Below are 17683 nucleotides of genomic sequence, written 5' to 3' on the forward strand. Positions count from 1 at the left end.
ATCTTTCCCGATCCCCGACCGGTACCGCTACCCGGAATATCCGCAACCGGAGTATTGCCACTTCACGGGACAGCCAGCACGGAGCCTTCCAATCCGGACAGCTCCCCTAGAATCGGCCGATCGGACGACGGGCGAACGGGAAAACACCCGGCAGAATTCTTCAGATGCATGAACGCTCCGGTCTCTTCTCCGTGCGCCAACGCCGCTGGGCCTGGTTCGGCTTCCTGCTGACGGCGCTCCAGGCTCCGGTCGCCGCACAGGTCCTGCCCGACGCCTCCTGGCTGTTCAGCATCGTGGTGGCGGTGATGGTGGCGACGGTCATTCTCGCCGACGACGCCATGCGCCGCCGGCCGGCGGAGACCAGCCCGGCCGAGTAGCCCGATCCGGACGACGCCTACCGGCTCGGCTCGTCGCCGCTGGTGGTGGGCCGTTCCGGGGCCGGTGCCAGCAGGTCGGACGGGTAGCCCGCGAGCCCGTCGGTGATCGGGGCGGACTGGTAGGTGGGGGCGGCGTCCGTCGTCGGCGTCACCGTCGCCAGGCCCTCCGGCGCCGGCTCGTACCCGGCGGTCAGTCCGTCCGGCAGCGGCTCGTAGGCGGCCAGCCCGGCGGTCGTGGACTCGTACCCGGCAGCCAGCCCGGAGGATGCCGGATCGTAGGCGCCCAGACCACCCGGTGCCGGATCGTAGGCAGCCAGACCACCCGGTGCCGACGGGTAGCCGGCCAGGCCGTCCGGGGCCGGTGAGGTGGGCACGTCGACGTACGTGGGGTCGACCGACACGGGGTCGGCCAGCGGTGGGACCGAGGCTCGGCCGGCGACGCCCGGTTCGACGTACGCCGAACCCAGGCCCGCCCTCGGGTACGCCTCGCCGCGCGCCCGCCGCTGCCTCGCCTCGTCGGCCACCCGGCGCAGCCACCGCTCCCAGCGCACCCGCATCGGCCCGACCAGTCCCCCGCCGACGCCGACGATCAGGATGCCGGCAACGGTGGCCAGCACCGCGACGAGCACCGGCACGGTGACCGCCCGAGCCACCCCGGTCTGCACGAATGCGGCGATCACCCCGAGCCCGATGACCAGCAGCGCGACCACGTCGGCCAGCAGCCGACCGTAGGACACCCGGCCCAGCGCGTCGCTGATCAGGTCGTGCACCGCGTTGCCGATCACCACCGACACCGCCACCACCACCAGTGCGACGAAGGCCTGCGGCAGCCAGCCGACCACGGCCTCGACCAGATCGTGAGCCGGGTTCGGACCCCAGATCGCGAAGGCCAGTCGCAGGGCGAACAGCAGCACCAGGTAGTACGCCAGCCGGGCGACGACGGTGGCGGGCCGGTACCGGGTACGCGCCACCAGCCGCCCCAGTCCCCCGCGCTGCACGATCCCGTCGAAGCCGAACCGGTCGAGCAGCCTGGTCGCCAGCCGCAGGACGAAGCGGGCCAGCAGCCAACCGAGCATCAGGATGCCCGCGCAGCCGATCAGGCGGGGCACGAACAGCAGCATCGAATTCCAGACCTCGGTCAGCTCGGTGCCGACGTCGACCCGCCGTACCGCGAGGATTGCGGGCATGGCGTCCCTCCCGTCACCCGGACCACCGCCGCCCGCGTACCCGGCCGGGCCTGGTTCATTCCGCGCCCGGCGGCCGGGTACGGCGGCCCCCGTCCCGGGGTGTCCCCGATCCGGTGGAAACGCCGGGAACCGCCCGCCGCCCGCTTGATCGACGGCGGTGTCGTGCCGGCCGGCTAGGCTGCTGACATGCCAGGCTCGGTCGGGCGGGTTCCCGCTCCCCCCTCGCGGCGGACCGGTCTGTCCCCGACGCCGGAATCGTCCCGGCAGCCCGACCCGGGATTCCGGTGGTCGGACACGCCCCTGGGCCCGCCCGACCGGTGGGATCCGGCCCTCTGCGCCGTGGTCAACCTGGTGCACTCCTCGCCGGTGCCGATGACCCTGGCGTACGGCGACGACCTCGCCTTGATCTACAACGACGGCTACGCCGAGCTGATCGGTGGCAAGCACCCGGACGCGTTCGGCCGCCCGGCCGCCGAGGTCTTCGCCGAGATATGGCACCTGGCCGGGGTGGGCGACGAGATCGAACGGGTCTACCGCACCGGCACCAGCTACCTGGAGAAGGAAGGCCAGTTCCCGGTGGCACCCGAGCCGGAACACGCCGACCAGGTGGTCCTCACCCGTGGCTACTCACCGGTCCGGGACGGGCAGGGGCGGATCATCGCCGTACTGATGGTCGTCGTGGAGACCACCCAGGTGACCCGACGCCTACAGAGCCTGAGCGAGCTGGCCACCGCCCTGTCCGGCACGCTCACCCTGGACGACGTCGCGCGGGCCGCACTGCGTTACGCCCTGGAGTCGTTCGACGCCGACCAGGTCGCGCTCGGCGTCGACGACGGCGGCGGCTGGCGCGGCGTACGGCGGGTCCGGGGTGAACTGCTCGACGAGGCCGACGAGCGGCTGCCCCCGCTGTGGCGCGGTTACCCGCCCGAGTCCCCCGCCCCGCTGATCGGCACCGCCGTCGCCGGCACCGCCCGCTACTGGAGCGACGGGCAGCCGCTACTGCCGACCGCCACCGACCGGCACGACGAGAAGGTTCAGGCGCTGGCCGCGCTACCGCTGCGTACGCCGTCGCTGCGCGGGGCGCTGACCATCGGCTACCGCACCGCCCATCCGTGGTCGCCGGCCGAACGGGCACTGCTCACCGCCGCCGCCGAACTGGTGGCGCAGGCCGCCGAGCGGGCCCGCCGGTTCGAGAACCAGCACGGCACCGCCCAACTGCTGCAACGCAGCATGCTGCCGGAACAGCTGCCCGACCTGCCGAGGCTGCGGCTGGCCGCCCGGTACGACGCCGGGGTCGACGGCAACGCCGCCGGGGGCGACTTCTACGACGCCTTCCGGCTCAGTGGCGGCCGGCTGGCGGTGGTCCTCGGTGACGTGGCCGGGCACGACGTGCACGCCGCCGCGCTGATGGGCCAGGTCCGGGCCGCGCTGCGGGCGCTGGCGCTCAGCGACCCGGATCCGGCGGCGGTGCTGTCCGGCCTCGATCGGCTGGTGGAGAGCCTGGGCACCGAGGCCAGCCGGGACGAGCTGTTCGTCACCGTGGTCTACGGGGTGATCGAACCCGGCACCGGCCTGATGACGCTGGCCAGCGCCGGTCACCCGGCTCCGCTGCTGCGCCGTGCCCCGGTCGACGGGCCGGTCAGCGCCGAATACCTCGACGTGCATCCGGGGGTGCCGCTGGGCCTGGGCGGTCACCGCCCGACCAGCACCGTGCCGTTCCTGCCCGGCGACACGCTGCTGCTGTTCAGCGACGGGGTGGTGGAGCGGCGACAGCAGAGCCTGACGGAGGGCTTCGCGGCGCTCGCCCGCGCCGTCGCCGCCGCCACCGGCGGCGATCCGCGTACGCTCTGCGCGGTCGCCGGTGCGGCGGTGCCGGGTTCGAGCGAGGACGACGTTGCGGTGCTGGCGGTGGAGCACGCGCTGACGCCGAGTCGCTCGGCGGCGCTCGAAATGCCGGCCGAGCCGACCGCACCGGGGCGGGTCCGGCAGTGGCTGACCGCCCAGCTGACCTCGTGGCAGGTGGCCGAGTCGGTGATCGGCGCGGCGGTGCTCTGCACCAGCGAGTTGACCACCAACGCGCTGCTGCACGCCGGTACGGCGGCTCGGGTGGAGATCGACCTCAGCCCGGAGCGGCTGCTGGTGTCGGTGGCCGACCAGGGCACCCGGGGCACCGTGACCCGCGCCCGGACCGACACGCTGAGCAGTCGGGGCCGAGGGCTCGGGCTGATCGAGCAGCTCAGCGACGCCTGGGGCACCGACCCGACCGTACGCGGTTCGACCGTCTGGTTCGAGATACTGATTGCGGAGGGTAGTCCCGACACACACAGGTAGGTGGCATGGAGATCGACAGACCCGCAGGGGTGTTGTTCGATGTCGACGGAACCCTCGTCGACACCGCCTACCTGCACACGGTCAGCTGGTGGGAAGCGCTGCGCCAGGCCGACCAGGAGATCCCGATGGCGGCGATCCACCGGGCGCTCGGCATGGGCTCCGAACGGATGCTGCCACACCTGCTCGGCCCGGAACGGGACCGGGACGCCGACGAGCGGATCCGGTACGGCCACGACAGCCTGTTCGCCGAGTTCTGGGACCGGATCCGTCCCCTGCCCGGCGCGACCGAACTGCTCCGGGCCTGCGCCGCCCGTGGACTACGGGTGGTGCTGGCCACCTCCGCTACCGAGCGTGAACTCGACGCGCTCCGGGCGGCGCTGCTCGCCGACGACGTGATCGGCGGCATCACCCCGGTCACCGGCACCGGTGATCCGGGTTCGGAACCCGGCCTGCTGGCCACCGCCCTGGACCACGCCGGACTGGATCGCGGCCGGGTCGTCTTCGTCGGCGACTCGGTCTGGGACGTCGCCGCCGCCGGCTACCTCGACATCCCGTGCATCGGGCTGACCTGCGGCGGCACCGGTCGCAGCGAACTCGCCGGCGCCGGTGCGGCGGCCGTCTTCGACGACCCGGCGGCCCTGCTCGCCGGCCTGGCCGACTCACCGGTCGCCGCCCTCGGCTGACCCGAGGGTCAGGCCCCGGTCACCAGTCCATCTGCAGGCGTACGGTGGTCGAGTCCGTGGTGGTGTGCACGTGGACCAGGTCGCAGAGGTTGTTGACCAGCAGCAGTCCCCGCCCCTGTTCGCTGGTGGGCGCGACGGGAACCCGTCCGGCGAGCCGGTTGGTGAGCACGCTGGTGCCGATCACCTCGCAGACCATGCCGGTCGGCTCGGCCCAGACCCGCAGCACCGCCGGTTCACCGCCGTACGCGACCGCGTTGGTGGCGATCTCGTTCGTGGCCAGCCGCAGGTCGTCGACCCGGTCCGGGGCGAGTCCGGCCTCACTGGCGAGCGCGGCGACCAGGGCCCGCATGCCGCCCATCCCGGCCCGGTCGAACAGCAGGGTGGACGGGGTCAGCGGCGGCTCGGGCAGCGGCAGGTTGAACGCGTCGACCACCGCCTCGGGGCTGCCGTAGCCGGCACTGCCCTGCCGTACCCCGGCCCGGATCAGCACCGGATGGGTGCTGGCCGCGTCGGCGATCACGTCCACGTCCAGCCCCGCCGCGTCGTACGGGCACAGGATGCTGACCGGTTCGTCGCCCAGGGCCAGGTTCACCAGCGCCTCGTGCTGCACACACCGGGGGTACGCCGCAGCCGTCCGGCCCGGCCAGATCGGCTCGACCACGATCCGTACCCGGCTGTCGGGGTGTTCGGCGAGGAAGGCGTACAGGATGCCGGGAATGATCCAGGCGGGGTTGCGTCCGGCGTGGGCCATGTCGACGTAGCCGACCCCGGTGCCGTCGCCGGGTATCGCGTCGCGGAGCAGGTCGAGCCGGGGTTCGGGGACGACGACCAGGACCGGCTCGCCCTCGGCCCGCCCGGCCTCGACAAACGCCCGTACGCCGCCGAGGTAGTCGTCGTCACCCCGGTAGAACATCGCCTCGTGGCGCAGGGCACCGGATCGGGACACGGCGCGCGGCAGAATGGTCATCGGTCGTACCACCGGCTCAAGGCGCACCCCCGTCGTCCGCTCCTCCGGTTGGCACCCTACGCGCGGCGGTTCGGCTGCCGCACGTGGAGATCGGATAGCCGTCTTTCGTCCGAAGGAGTGAGCCGTGCCGAGAACGTCGTACCGCTACCCGCTGACCCTCACCTGGACCGGGAACCTGGGCACCGGCACGGGTGACCACCGGGGCTACAGCCGGGCGCACGAGGTGACCGCGCCGGGCGTACCGCCGCTGCTCGGTTCGGCCGATCCGACGTTCCGGGGCGAGGCCGACCGGTGGAATCCCGAACAGTTGCTGGTCGCCGCGCTGTCGCAGTGCCATCTGCTGGCGTACCTGCACGTCTGCGCCGGGGCGGGAGTGGTGGTCATCGCGTACGTCGACCACCCGGAGGGCGTCCTGTCCAGGACCTCGGGCGGCGGTGGACGCTTCACCGAGGTGACCCTGCGCCCCACGGTGACGGTCGCGTCGGCCGACCAACTCGACCGCGCCCAGACCCTACACGAGGAAGCCCACCGCCAGTGCTTCATCGCCAACTCGGTCAACTTCCCGATCCACCACACCCCCACCACCCTCCCCCCACCCCCGCCCCGACTCATGTAGAGAATGAGTGGCTATCCACGACGGAATAGCCACTCATTCTCTACATGAGTGCGGATCTTGGGGCCCCGCGCACGGGCGGTGCGTGGGGCAGGGGGTTACGGGAGGGTCCAGCGTTGGGCGGCGGTGGCGTTGCAGTCGTAGATCTGTAGTTGGACGCCGTTGGCGAGGTTGGAGCCGGGGATGTCCAGGCAGCGGCCGGACTGGGGGTTGCGCAGGCTGCCGTTGGCCTGGACCGCCCACTGCTGGGCGCCGCTGGCGTTGCACGTCCAGAGGTGGATCTTCGTCCCGTTGACCAGACCACTGGCCTGTACGTCCAGGCACTTGCCGAGACCCCGGATGGTGCCGTCGGTGCCGACCGTCCAACGCTGGTTGGTGGCACCGTTGCAGTCCCAGGTCTGGACCCGGGTCCCGTCGGCGGTGGCGCTGGCGTTGATGTCGATGCACTTGTTCAACGCCTTGATCTCACCGGTACGGGGGCCGGTGGGTCCGCCGGTGCCGATGCCGGGCCCGACGAAGGTGTAGCTGTCGATGTCCAGGATCGCCCCGCCGCCGCCGGTGAAGACCAGGAACAGGTCGTGCAGGCCGTCGTCGGGGCGGGTCACCGGGGCGGTGACCTCGGTGTAGTTGTCCCAGCCGCCGGTGTTCGGCACGGTCACCCGGGCCACCTCGGGACCGGTGGTCGAGTCGTACCGGAAGGAGATCGTGCCGGTCGCGCCGCTGCCGTTGCTGACCCGCGCCCTGACCGAGTCGATGCCCTTGAGGCTGACCGCGTGGTGCTTGACCCACTCGCCGTTCTGGATGTCACCGAGCCGCTTGCCACCCTCGGCGGCGGCCTGGTTGATCACCTGCGGGCCGTTGAGTTGTACGTAGTGCTCGGCCTGCCACTGCTTGGGCCAGAGCGTGATCGTCTGCTCCCCGGTCAGCGGCACCGAACCGGTCGCGCCCTGGTCGGTGTAGGTGGCCCGAACCACGAAGAAGAGGACCGAGTCGGGGCCGGCGTGCACCGGCCCGGTGTTGAAGGTGGCGCTGCAACCGGTGCCCTCGCCCTCCTCGTGGGCGTGGTCCTGGTGGCCGAGGGCGACCCGGATGATGACCCGGGAGCAGTCGATCGCCCCCTCCTGCGGGTCGGTGGCCGAGGCGGTGACGGTGAAGTTCTGCCCCCAGTCGAACATGCCGCCGGCCGGGATGGCGCCGATGCTCACGCTCGGCCGGCTGTTGCCGACGACGATCGGGACCAGGGTGGTGGCGGATCGGCCGGTGCCGTCGCTGACCGTGAGCCGGGCCCGTTTGTCCCCGTTGGTGGTGTACGTGTACGACGGGTTCGCGGCGGTCGAGTCGGTGGTGCCGTTGTTGTCGAAGTCCCAGGCGTACGTGATCGGGTCGCCGTCCGGGTCGGAGCTGCCGGCGCTGGAGAAGGTGACCGCCAGCGGCGCCGGGCCGTTGTCCCGGTTCACGCTCGCCTGGGCGACCGGTGACCGGCCGCCCTGCACGTAGTTGATTTTGTAGAGGCCGGCGTCGGCGGCGCCGGAGAAGTAGCCGCTGCCGTATTCGAGCAGGTACAACGAGCCGTCGGGGCCGAACTCCATGTCGATCGGGTGCACCAGGTTCATCCCGGCGAGCACCGGTTCGATGATCGTCGGGGTGCCGGTCGACGGGTTGCCGTTGTTGAACTGGACCTCCTTGATCCAGTTGCGGCAGTACTCGGAGATGAGCAGCTTGTTGTCGTAGTACTGGGGCCACTTCACGTCCGAGACCAGGTTCGGGTCGTAGTGGTAGACCTCGGTGTGGTTGGGCGAGCCGCAGCCGCCGGGGTTGTCCAGCGCCGGCCATTCCCGGCTGCCGCCGTGCTGTTCCCAGACCAGTGCCGGCTTGGTCGGCGGCAGCTGCTGGATGCCGGTGTTGCGCGGCGAGTTGTTGACCGGCCCGGTGGTGCCGCCGCAGGGGAACCAGCCGCGCGGCGCGTTGGCCGCGAAGTCCCAGTCGTTGTACGCGACGTTCGGCCCACCGCAGTACGGCCAGCCGTAGTTGCCCGGCCCGGTGGCCCGGTTGAACTCGTCGTAGGCGGCCGGTCCCCGGTTGGCGAGGGTGGCGCCCGCGTCCGGGCCGACCTCGCCCCAGTAGAGGGTGTTCCCGCCGCGCTTGTCGACCCAGATCCGGTACGGGTTCCGGGTGCCCATGACGTACACCTCGGGGCGGGTGCCGGCGGTGCCGACGGGGAAGAGGTTTCCGCTCGGGATGGTGTAGGTGCCGTTGTTCTCCGGGTGGATCCGGTTGATCTTGCCCCGGAGGTCGTTGGCGTTGCCCGAGGTGCGCTGGGCGTCGTACTGGGCGTTGCGGGAGGTGCGCTCGTCGATCGGGGCCATGCCGGCGCTGTCGCCGCCGGAGTTGGTGTTGTCACCGACGGCGAAGTAGAGGTTGCCGTTGCTGTCCCAGCTCATCGAGCCGGCCGAGTGGCAGCAGAGTTCCCGCTCGGTCGGCCACTCGATGAGCATGTCCTCGCTGGCCGGGTCGAGCACATTGGTGGTCGTGTTGAAGGTGAACCGGGAGATCCGGTTGACCAGCGGGGTCACCTTCGGGGAGTAGAACAGGTAGACCCACCGGTTGGTGGCGAAGCTCGGGTGCAGGGTGATGCCGATCAGGCCGTCCTCGAACCGGGCGTCGAGTTGCACGGTGAGCGCGACGGTGGTGACCCGGGTGGTGGGGTTGTAGAGGCGCACCTGGCCGCCACCGGCGGTGGTGCCCCGGTTGATGTAGAGCACCTTGCCGTCGGGGAGCACGGAAAGCTCGATCGGTTCGCCCATGGACAGACCGCCGTCGAGCTTGACCTTCTCGAAGCCGGCGGTGGGCGGCGGCGCCGCGGCGACCACCGGGTCCGCCTGCGCGGCGGCATCCACTTCGGACTGTACGGCCGCAGGCGCGACCGCGGCCGGCCGCGCGGCTGCCGGTGGGGCGGCGGTGGCCGGAGCCGACCAGCCGCCCAGTCCGAGCACTGTGGACAGAGCGATGGCACCGACCAGTGGCCGGCGAGGAGTGCGTAACACGAGACCTCCATGGAACGTCAGGGCGATCTCGGTGCCGCTCCCGCCGACCGGAGGAGACACCGCAGTGCAGCAGACATTAGCGTCTTTCCATGCGATAGCCCAGAAGTTTCCGCCCTGTAACCAAAAGTTGGCGCGCCATCGACAGAAGTCGACCGACCGGAGCGGGTCCGGGCTCGACGAAGACCGACAGAATATCCACGAATGTCGCTGTGTTCGGACACAGGGTCTTCACATTGGCGTTACACCGCCGGTACGGTGGTCGATATCCGTGGGAGCGCTTCCATCCACGGCTCTCGATTCCAGTCCCCACCGGAAAGGACCCCGCATGCGCAGACGATCAGCGCTCACCGCGGTCGGAGCCAGCACCGCCGCGCTGACGCTCGCCGTCGCCGCCACCGTCGGCCTCGACCTGCTGCACCCCAGCACCGCAGCCGCCGCCGACTCGGTCTTCTACGTCGACCCGAACACCAACGCCGCCGTCTGGGTCGCCGCCAACCCCGGCGACTCGCGCGCCGCCGTGATCCGCGACCGGATCGCCAGCGTGCCGCAGGGCCGCTGGTTCGCCAGCCACAACCCCACCGCCGTACGCGCCCAGGTGGACTCGTTCGTCGGTGCCGCCGCTGCCGCCGGCAAGATCCCGATCCTGGTCGTCTACAACATCCCGAACCGGGACTGTAGCGGTGCCAGCAGCGGCGGCGCCCCCAACCACACCGCCTACCGGCAGTGGGTGGACCAGGTGGCGCTCGGCCTGGCCGGTCGCCCGGCCAGCATCGTGCTGGAGCCGGACGTACTGGCCCTGATGAGCAGCTGCCAGAACGCCGGCCAGCAGGCCGAGACCAGGGCCTCGATGGCGTACGCCGGCAAGCAGCTCAAGGCGGCCTCGGCCCAGGCCAAGGTCTACTTCGACGCGGCCCACTCGGCCTGGCTCGCCCCCGCCGAGATGGCCAGCCGCCTGGTCGGCGCCGACATCGCCAACAGCGCCGACGGCATCTCGATCAACGTCTCCAACTACCGCACCACCGCCGAGTCCGTGGCGTACGGCAAGAACGTCATCGCGGCCACCGGGATCTCCCGGCTGAAGATGGTGGTGGACACCAGCCGCAACGGCAACGGACCGGCCGGTGGCGAGTGGTGCGACCCGCCCGGGCGGGCGATCGGCACTCCCAGCACCAACAACACCGGTGACGCGGCGGTCGACGCCCTGTACTGGATCAAGCTGCCGGGCGAGGCGGACGGCTGCATCGCCGGGGCCGGACAGTTCGTCCCGCAGCGGGCGTACGACCTGGCGATCGCCGCCGGGCCGGTACCCACCACCCCGCCGGTCACGACTCCGCCGGCAACGACCCCACCGCCCACCACCCCGCCCGTGACCACGCCGCCGCCCACCACTCCCCCGGCGACCACCCCGCCGGCCACCACCCCGCCGGCCGGCGGCTGCCGGGTCGCCTACGTGCCGAACGTGTGGAACGGCGGGTTCACCGCCGAGATCCGGCTGACCAACGGCAGCACCGCCGTCAGCAGTTGGACGCTCACCTTCACCGTCGGGTCGACCGTACGGCTGAGCAGCGGTTGGAACGGCACCTGGAGCCAGTCGGGTACCCAGCTCACCGTCCGCAACGCCGCCTGGAACGGCAGCCTGCCGGCCGGCGGGACCGCCACCCTCGGCTTCCAGGGCACCCACACCGGCACCCTGCCCGCGCCGACCGCCTTCGCGCTCAACGGCGCCGCCTGCACCAGCTGACCCCCACCCAGCTGGACGGGAGCCCCGCGCCGCCACCACACCGGGCGCGGGGCTCCCGCAGATCGGCCGACGCTTCCCGCAGGCCGGCACGGACGGGACGCCGGGGCCGGAAACGGACCCCGCCCATCGGTGTCCCGGTACGGGTTAGTGCCGTACCGGGGCGGGAAACCGTGGCGTTGACGAAGGAGGCAGCTGATGACCACACCCATGTCCTCCAGTGGGCGGGCAGCGATACCGGGCCTGCTCGGTGGTGGCGGAAACCTGCCACCCGGTCCGGCCGGCGGAGTGGGCATGCCGGGTGACGGCGGCAGCACCCGCCCGACCGTCACCATGGCGTCGTATCCCGACTACTCCGGGGCACAACAGGCGGTCGACTTCCTGGCCGACAACCGCTTCCCGGTGGAACGTACCGCCATCATCGGCACCAACCTGGCACTGGTCGAGACGGTGCTCGGGCGCCTGACGACGGCACGGGCCGCACTGGCGGGTCTGGCCTCCGGTGCCTGGTTCGGGCTCTTCATCGGGCTGTTGTTCGGTATCTTCACCGTCGGCAACTGGTGGGCCGTGATCGTCGCCGGTCTGCTGATCGGTGCCGCCTGGGGCGCGATCTTCGGTGCCATCGCCCACGCCAGCACCGGCGGCCGCCGCGACTTCACCTCGGCGGCCACCCTGCGGGCCCGCGAGTACGCGGTCACCGTCGACGCGGACCTCGCCGACCAGGCCCGGCAGGTGCTGAGCCGAATGAACTGGCAACCCGCTCCCGGCTGACAGACGTCGTACCGGGGCCCCTCGTCACTACCGGGAGCGGTGACGTGGGGCCCTACCTGTATTTCAGCTCGCCGGCCGCGATCGGGGCGGTGACCCGGTTCTCGGTCGGGGCGAGCGGGCAGGCCCAGCGGTCGTCGTAGGCGCAGCTGGCGTTGTATCCGTAGTTGAAGTCGAGGCGGATCCGGTCGCCGGGCAGCACGGTGACGCCCCGCCCGAAGGTGCCCTTGACCGTGTCGGTGAGGTAACGCCCACCGCCGTACGAGTCGGGGCCGCAGGTGCCGTCGCGGTAGGGCAGGAACAGGCCGCCGCCGTACGCCTCGATCCACCAGAGGGTCAGCGGACCCCACGGCGTCTGCGCGACGCCGACCCGGCGGTACTGCACGACTCCGTCGGGCCCGCCGGTGTCGATCCGCAGCGTGCCCTCGGCGGGGCGCACCGGGACCTCGACCACGGCGTCCGGGTTCTCCGGGAAGTAGCGCAGGCCGGCGAAGGTCGGGCGCTGCTCGGCCGGGATCGGTGACTGCGGGTGCCGGGCGAACAGCTCGTCGCGGGCGGCCCGGAAGCCGGTCAGGTCCAGGTCGGAGAGGTAGAGCCGGGCCACCCGCTCGCGCCAGTCACTGAGATCAAGTTCGTCCACCCGCCCCACGCTAGCCCGGTCGCGGCGGTCCGGTCAGTCGTCCGTGGCCAATCGGCCGTGGATGTGTTCGTCGTAACGCTGTTGGTCGCCGTACCGGTACGACTCGCGCAGCGTCCCCTCCAGCAGGTAACCGGACTTTTCGGCCACCCGGCACGAGGCGGCGTTGGCGACCGCGTGGCACAGCTCGACCCGGTGCAGGCCGAGCCGCTGGAAACCCCAGCCGGTCACGGTGGCGACGGCGAGCGCCGCCAGGCCGCGCCCGCGCACCGGGGCGAGCGTCCAGTACCCGATCGAGCCGGCGCCGTCGAAGATCCGGTGCAGCGAGACCGAGCCGAGCAGTTCCCCGGTCGACGGTTCGGCCATCGCGAACGAGGCGTGGTCGCCGCCGGACCAGTCGGCCCGGCGCCGGACCCACTCGCGCGCGCCCTCCAGGCCGGCCGCCGCGCTCGGCGCGGCGTTCCACTGGGCGATCGCCGGCTCGCGCATGGCCGCCATGACCTCGGGCGCGTCCTGCAACCGCCACGGGCGCAGCAACAGACCGGGTACGGATATCTGCATCGGTTCCACGGTCGTGCAGTCTCGCACCCCGGACCGGTCGGCACCTCGGATTTGCGCCGAACAGCGCCCCGACCGACGCCTCCGGGCAGCCCCGGCAGGCCTCTCCTTCAAACCCGTAGGACACGTGGAGCCGAGCTGAGAGGCGTGATCCACCGCCCAGCAGGATGTTTGTTTCTAATTTGAAGGAGTGCTACTCTTCCGATGTGACACAGAGTTTGAACAGCGCTCAGCTCGCCTGCTGGCGCGCGTACATCGAGTCGAGCCAGCGGTTGTTCAACCAGCTCGAAGAGGAGTTGCGCACGACGAGCGGGCTGACCCTCGCCGACTACCAGGTGCTGGTCCTGCTCTCCGAGAACCCCGGTCAGCGGCTCCGGATGGGTGAGCTGGCCGGGCAACTGGTCTTCTCACCGAGCCGGCTGACGTACCAGATCTCGAACATGGAGAAACGCGGCCTGGTCACCCGGCAGCCCTGTCCCGACGACCGGCGCGGCAGCGAGGCGGTGCTCACCGCCGCCGGACTGCTGACCCTGCGGGAGGCGGCACCGCAGCACGCGGCGTCCGTCCGGCAGCACCTGATGGACGACCTCAGCGAGACCGAACTCGCCGTCCTGACCCGCGTCTTCGACCGACTCGGCGAACGCCTGGCCCCCAGCCGACCCTCTTCCCCCTCCGACTCCACGACCATCAGTTAAGGGAGTACGACGATGCCCGCGATCACCGTGGAAAACGTGCTGGTCCTGCCGCGGCTGCCGCGACTCGACGAACAGACCACCGAATACCGCAAGGTACGTCGGGTGATCACCGCGCCCAGCGGCTTCGAGGGCGAGGGCTTCCCCGTCCGTCGCGCCTTCGCCGGGGTGCCGATGCCCGAGCTCGACCCGTTCATCCACCTGGACCAGATGGGCGAGGTCGACTACGCGCCGGGCGAGCCGAAGGGAACCCCGTGGCACCCGCACCGGGGGTTCGAGACGGTCACGTACATCATCGACGGGATCTTCGACCACCAGGATTCGAATGGTGGCGGCGGCACGATCACCGACGGCGACACCCAGTGGATGACCGCCGGCAGTGGCCTGCTGCACATCGAGGCACCGCCGGAGCACCTGGTGATGAGCGGTGGCCTCTTCCACGGCCTCCAGCTCTGGGTCAACCTGCCCCGCGTGGCGAAGATGAACCCGCCGCGCTACCAGGACATCCGGGGCAAGGAGTCGGCGCTGCTGACCAGCCCGGACGGCGGCGCCCTGCTGCGGGTCATCGCCGGTGAGATCGACGGCCACCAGGGTCCCGGCTCGACCTTCACGCCGATCACCATCACCCACGTGACGGTGCAGCCCGGAGCCACGGTCGACCTGCCCTGGCGCTCCGACTTCAACGCCCTGGTCTACGTGCTCGGCGGCCGGGGAACCGTCGGGACCGAGCGTCGACCGGTGCACACCGGACAGCTCGCCGTCCACGGACCGGGCGAGGCGCTGCGGTTCGCCGCCGACGAGCAGCAGGACTCGAACACGCCGGTGCTCGACCTCTACATCATGGGCGGCCTGCCGATCCGTGAGCCGGTCGCCCAGTACGGCCCGTTCGTCATGAACACCCGCGACGAACTGGTCAAGGCGTTCGAGGACTACCAGGCCGGTCGGCTCGGCGTCATCCCCGCCGCACGGGTCCCGCACACCGACGGCCACACCCCGCGCCCGTAACCGGCGTACGGCCCGGGACACGGCAACGCCCTCGTACCGCGCCCGGCACGAGGGCGTTGCCGTGGGTCAGACGGCTTCGGGATCGGGCCCGTTGGCTGCTCGTCCTCCATCAACGGGGAGGATGGCGCCGTTGACGAATCCCGCGGCGGGAGACAGCAGGAAGGCAACGGTGTCTGCTACCTCACCCGCAGTGCCGACCCTGCCCAGCGGATGCAGGGCGGCCATCTGGACGTCGACCTCGGGATGTTCGGCCCGGTACTGCTCGAACCGGGCCGTGCTGATCGAGCCGAGCGCGACCGCATTGGTGCGGATCCCGGATGGCCCGTGATCCACTGCGACGGCGCGGGTCAAGCCCTCGACTGCCGCCTTCGCGGTCGCGTAGGGCAGGGCTCCCCGGACGGGGCGCTGGGCCTGGTGGGAGGAGACGTTGACGATGGCGCCCGCCCGGTGATGTACCAGAAAGTGGTTGACGGCGGTATGACAGCCGGTGAGGGCGAGCGCCAGATTCGTGGTGACGAGGTCGAGGATCCGGGCAGCCGACGCGTCACCGAGGCCGGCGTCGCCGAAAACCGCCGCGTTGTTGACCCAACCGAGCAGAGGACCCATGGCCTCGGCTGTCGCGGCCGCTCGTTGTGTCGTCTCGGGGTCGCGGGCGTCGCCGGTGATCAGAATGACCCGTTCGTGCCGCCAGTCGAGCTGGCCGGTGACATCGAGGACGACGACCTGACCGTCGTCTGTCAGGCGTTCGGCGATGGCCCGACCGACGCCTTGGGCGCCCCCGGTGACGACGAACGACGGTCGAATGGGCATGGCGGCATGGCCTCCTGCTGGCGCCTCAGGTTCGGACAAGGTTCTGGCCTGCGGCGATGGGCATGGTCGAACAGGGCACAGCCCATCCCACCACGACGGCAGCACCGCCACCGGCTGACGCCTTCGACTCGTACACCATCGCTTGTGCACATACGTCAAAGATGGTGTACGAGATTGACGCGTCCTTCCGGTCCGGCCGGGGTTTGGGTCTGCGGCAAACACCCTACTGGGGCTTTCACAGCGTTGATGGCGAGCGCCATCGCATTTCAGGGTTGGCTGTCCGTGCGCAAGCCGTGGGGTCCGGTACGCCGAGGCCGCCGCGCCGTCCCCGGCACGGGCACCGGACCGATATGGATATTCGTGGCCACCGTGCTCGCGGGCCTCGCCGAGCTGACGCTCGCACTCGTCCTCGGGCACCCGATGCCGCTGCTCACCCTGCTCCTGATCATCATCGTCCTGATCCGTCGGCCACGCTGGACCGGCGTGCGCCGACCGCGAGGATCCGTCGCGCGTCCGGAACCACTCGGCGATTCCGGACAGCTGACCTGAGCCCGACGGTGCCACCACGCGGCCGGCCGAACCCAGAACCCACCGAGATGTGAAAAGCCGACCGGGCCGGTACGTGACCGGACCCGGTCGGCCGCCGCTGTCCCCCGCTTGCGAGGCACACCGGCGGTCCACGGTCAGGCGGAGACGGCGAAGATCCCCACCACACCGAGCACCACCATCACGAACACCGCGACCAGGGCTCCGCGTTCGCCTTCAACCGCCTGGTCGGGCTGGTCCGGGGTGCTGTCGACAACCTCGCTGGCCATACTCGTTCCTCCCCTGCCTCCTGCTCGACGATGTGATCTGGGCACGCCGACGCACCGGTCTCGCCACGTCCTGCCGAACGCGTTGGTCACGGCAGCCGATCGCGGCTGCGGCGCGTCGGCGTGCGACGGTCGGCGTCGGTTCCGGTGCGGGGACGCTGGTCCCCGTACGGGCCTCGGTCGACCTGCCGGTTGGCTGCCGGCTGCCGGAAGGGGGGCCCTTCGCGACGTGCCCGACGTGCCAACCTGGCATTCGATTAGCCAATCTGGGGGCACGGAAACCGGTACGGGGCAGCAATTTGGCAGTTCTCCGGACGGGATCGCCGAGGTGTGCTGGGCGAGTCCGTTCCGTCCACTTTTCGAGGCCGATGTCGGGTGAGATGTCTACCGCTGGCATCCGGCAACCCGAGCGCGTAGCGTTCCGCCTCGTGTCCCGTACGGTCACTCTTGTCCTCGATCGTGCTGCACTGGCTCGGGCGGGCGGCACCCACGCTCACCCCGCCGCTGCTCGCCGCCGACGACAACGGGCGGATGCTGCTCGACCACGTGCCCGGCGAGGACTGGTACTGACCGAGGCAGCCCGACTGATCAGCTAGCCCCGAGTGTCGTCTATCCGTCGTTGCTCTCCACTATGGACGAGCCGTAGCGTCGCGACTACCCATGGTTGACCACGGCAAACTCGGGCTGTCGCGGTCCGACCAGGTCGTCCACAGCACGGAGGCACCCGGTGACCGACCCCGCCGCACCACCACTCGTCGTGCCACTGCCCGTCGCGGCACAACTGGTCGTGAACAGTCGGATGATCTACTTCGGCTGGCTGCCGGCCGACCCCGACGCGGTCGCGGCGCTGGTGCCGAAGGGGCTGGAGCCGATGGCGAACCGCCAGGTTTTCATGAACCAGTACGTGGTCGACGACGCGTCCCAGACCTCCGGTTTCGGTGCCTACTCGCTCACCTACCTCGGCCCGGACCTGGCCGGTCTGAACACCCCGGACGGGGTGACCCCCGGCCGCTGGTGGACCCACTATCTCAACTCCAGCCCGGTGGTCCGGGAGTACGCCGCCGCCCGTGGCGCCCCGGCCAGCGCCGGCCGGACCACGATCGAGATCCGGGGCCGGCGACTGGTCGCCACCACCGAGGCGGACGGCGTGCCGGTCATCCGGACCACCGCCAGGGTCGGCCGGACCGGCGACGCGGTCAACCGGGGGCAACTGCGCTACATCACCGACGTCAACGGCCAGCGGATGAGCGGAAACTACCCGTTCGTCGCGGAGCCGGTCGACCCGTTCGAGATCGAGTCACTGGAGTTCCTCGAACCCGACCATTCCACCTGGCCCCTGCGCCCAGCCAACCCCCTGGACATCACCTGGGGCTTCTACTCCCCCCGCTCCTCCTTCGCCTACCCCGGCGGCGAGTCCCCCCTCCCCTGACCACCAAGGTCGACACTCTTGTAGAGAAAGCG

18 protein-coding genes are annotated in these 17683 nt (G+C 71.0%); 11 read left to right on the forward strand and 7 right to left on the reverse strand.

Annotation, left to right across the window (positions count from 1 at the left end; translation table 11 throughout):
- The first annotated feature begins 164 nt into the window (after positions 1-164).
- Complete coding sequence (locus ACZ6QQ_RS28990) at positions 165-377, forward strand: hypothetical protein (protein ID WP_465880562.1); 213 nt, start codon at positions 165-167, stop codon at positions 375-377.
- 17 nt (positions 378-394) lie between these two features.
- Here the strand turns inward: ACZ6QQ_RS28990 and ACZ6QQ_RS28995 are convergent, their stop codons facing one another.
- Positions 395-1564: a membrane protein gene (locus ACZ6QQ_RS28995; RefSeq protein ID WP_465880563.1), complete on the reverse strand. Its 1170-nt coding sequence runs from the start codon at positions 1562-1564 to the stop codon at positions 395-397.
- Positions 1565-1750: 186 nt separating this feature from the next.
- On the opposite strand from ACZ6QQ_RS28995, the gene ACZ6QQ_RS29000 reads away from it, so the two are divergent.
- Together ACZ6QQ_RS29000 and ACZ6QQ_RS29005 are read left to right on the forward strand one after the other, a co-directional pair.
- A complete protein-coding gene (locus ACZ6QQ_RS29000; protein WP_465880564.1) occupies positions 1751-3895 on the forward strand; it encodes a SpoIIE family protein phosphatase in 2145 nt (714 codons plus the stop codon).
- Between the two features lie 5 nt (positions 3896-3900).
- Entirely contained in the window at positions 3901-4578 is a 678-nt protein-coding gene (locus ACZ6QQ_RS29005; protein ID WP_465880565.1) for an HAD family hydrolase, read from the forward strand.
- A gap of 19 nt (positions 4579-4597) precedes the next feature.
- On the opposite strand, the gene ACZ6QQ_RS29010 is transcribed toward ACZ6QQ_RS29005, so the two are convergent.
- Positions 4598-5545, reverse strand: a complete 948-nt coding sequence (locus ACZ6QQ_RS29010; RefSeq protein WP_465880566.1) for an anti-sigma factor RsbA family regulatory protein — start codon at positions 5543-5545, stop codon at positions 4598-4600.
- 124 nt (positions 5546-5669) lie between these two features.
- Between ACZ6QQ_RS29010 and ACZ6QQ_RS29015 the strand changes: the two genes are divergently transcribed.
- Positions 5670-6161: an OsmC family protein gene (locus ACZ6QQ_RS29015; protein WP_465880567.1), complete on the forward strand. Its 492-nt coding sequence runs from the start codon at positions 5670-5672 to the stop codon at positions 6159-6161.
- 95 nt (positions 6162-6256) lie between these two features.
- Here the strand turns inward: ACZ6QQ_RS29015 and ACZ6QQ_RS29020 are convergent, their stop codons facing one another.
- Complete coding sequence (locus tag ACZ6QQ_RS29020; protein ID WP_465880568.1) at positions 6257-9202, reverse strand: ricin-type beta-trefoil lectin domain protein; 2946 nt, start codon at positions 9200-9202, stop codon at positions 6257-6259.
- 325 nt (positions 9203-9527) lie between these two features.
- Here ACZ6QQ_RS29020 and ACZ6QQ_RS29025 point away from each other — a divergent pair, with 325 nt between their 5' ends.
- On the forward strand, positions 9528-10943 hold the full coding sequence (locus ACZ6QQ_RS29025) for a glycoside hydrolase family 6 protein (protein WP_465880570.1): 1416 nt from the start codon (positions 9528-9530) through the stop codon (positions 10941-10943).
- Between the two features lie 195 nt (positions 10944-11138).
- Positions 11139-11711, forward strand: a complete 573-nt coding sequence (locus ACZ6QQ_RS29030; RefSeq protein WP_465880571.1) for a YflT domain-containing protein — start codon at positions 11139-11141, stop codon at positions 11709-11711.
- Positions 11712-11763: 52 nt separating this feature from the next.
- On the opposite strand, the gene ACZ6QQ_RS29035 is transcribed toward ACZ6QQ_RS29030, so the two are convergent.
- Positions 11764-12348 (reverse strand): DUF1684 domain-containing protein, encoded by a 585-nt coding sequence (locus tag ACZ6QQ_RS29035; RefSeq protein WP_465880572.1) that lies wholly within the window; start codon positions 12346-12348, stop codon positions 11764-11766.
- A gap of 33 nt (positions 12349-12381) precedes the next feature.
- On the reverse strand, positions 12382-12906 hold the full coding sequence (locus ACZ6QQ_RS29040; protein WP_465880573.1) for a GNAT family N-acetyltransferase: 525 nt from the start codon (positions 12904-12906) through the stop codon (positions 12382-12384).
- 203 nt (positions 12907-13109) lie between these two features.
- Between ACZ6QQ_RS29040 and ACZ6QQ_RS29045 the strand changes: the two genes are divergently transcribed.
- Both ACZ6QQ_RS29045 and ACZ6QQ_RS29050 read left to right on the forward strand, forming a co-directional pair.
- Positions 13110-13598, forward strand: coding sequence for a MarR family winged helix-turn-helix transcriptional regulator (locus ACZ6QQ_RS29045; protein ID WP_465880575.1), 489 nt, complete (start codon positions 13110-13112; stop codon positions 13596-13598).
- Between the two features lie 12 nt (positions 13599-13610).
- Complete coding sequence (locus tag ACZ6QQ_RS29050; protein ID WP_465880576.1) at positions 13611-14600, forward strand: pirin family protein; 990 nt, start codon at positions 13611-13613, stop codon at positions 14598-14600.
- A 66-nt stretch (positions 14601-14666) separates the two neighbouring features.
- Here the strand turns inward: ACZ6QQ_RS29050 and ACZ6QQ_RS29055 are convergent, their stop codons facing one another.
- A complete protein-coding gene (locus ACZ6QQ_RS29055) occupies positions 14667-15410 on the reverse strand; it encodes an SDR family NAD(P)-dependent oxidoreductase (protein WP_465880577.1) in 744 nt (247 codons plus the stop codon).
- A 360-nt stretch (positions 15411-15770) separates the two neighbouring features.
- Between ACZ6QQ_RS29055 and ACZ6QQ_RS29060 the strand changes: the two genes are divergently transcribed.
- Positions 15771-15959 (forward strand): hypothetical protein, encoded by a 189-nt coding sequence (locus ACZ6QQ_RS29060; protein ID WP_465880579.1) that lies wholly within the window; start codon positions 15771-15773, stop codon positions 15957-15959.
- Between the two features lie 134 nt (positions 15960-16093).
- Here ACZ6QQ_RS29060 and ACZ6QQ_RS29065 read toward each other — a convergent pair whose 3' ends face one another.
- Complete coding sequence (locus ACZ6QQ_RS29065) at positions 16094-16225, reverse strand: hypothetical protein (RefSeq protein ID WP_329109144.1); 132 nt, start codon at positions 16223-16225, stop codon at positions 16094-16096.
- Between the two features lie 444 nt (positions 16226-16669).
- Between ACZ6QQ_RS29065 and ACZ6QQ_RS29070 the strand changes: the two genes are divergently transcribed.
- Entirely contained in the window at positions 16670-16792 is a 123-nt protein-coding gene (locus tag ACZ6QQ_RS29070; protein WP_465880580.1) for a hypothetical protein, read from the forward strand.
- A gap of 157 nt (positions 16793-16949) precedes the next feature.
- The gene (locus tag ACZ6QQ_RS29075) at positions 16950-17651 is read left to right on the forward strand and encodes a hypothetical protein (RefSeq protein WP_465880582.1); all 702 of its coding nucleotides are present in this window, start codon (positions 16950-16952) and stop codon (positions 17649-17651) included.
- Positions 17652-17683: the final 32 nt, after the last annotated feature.

This window comes from Micromonospora sp. NPDC049529, from assembly GCF_055586685.1.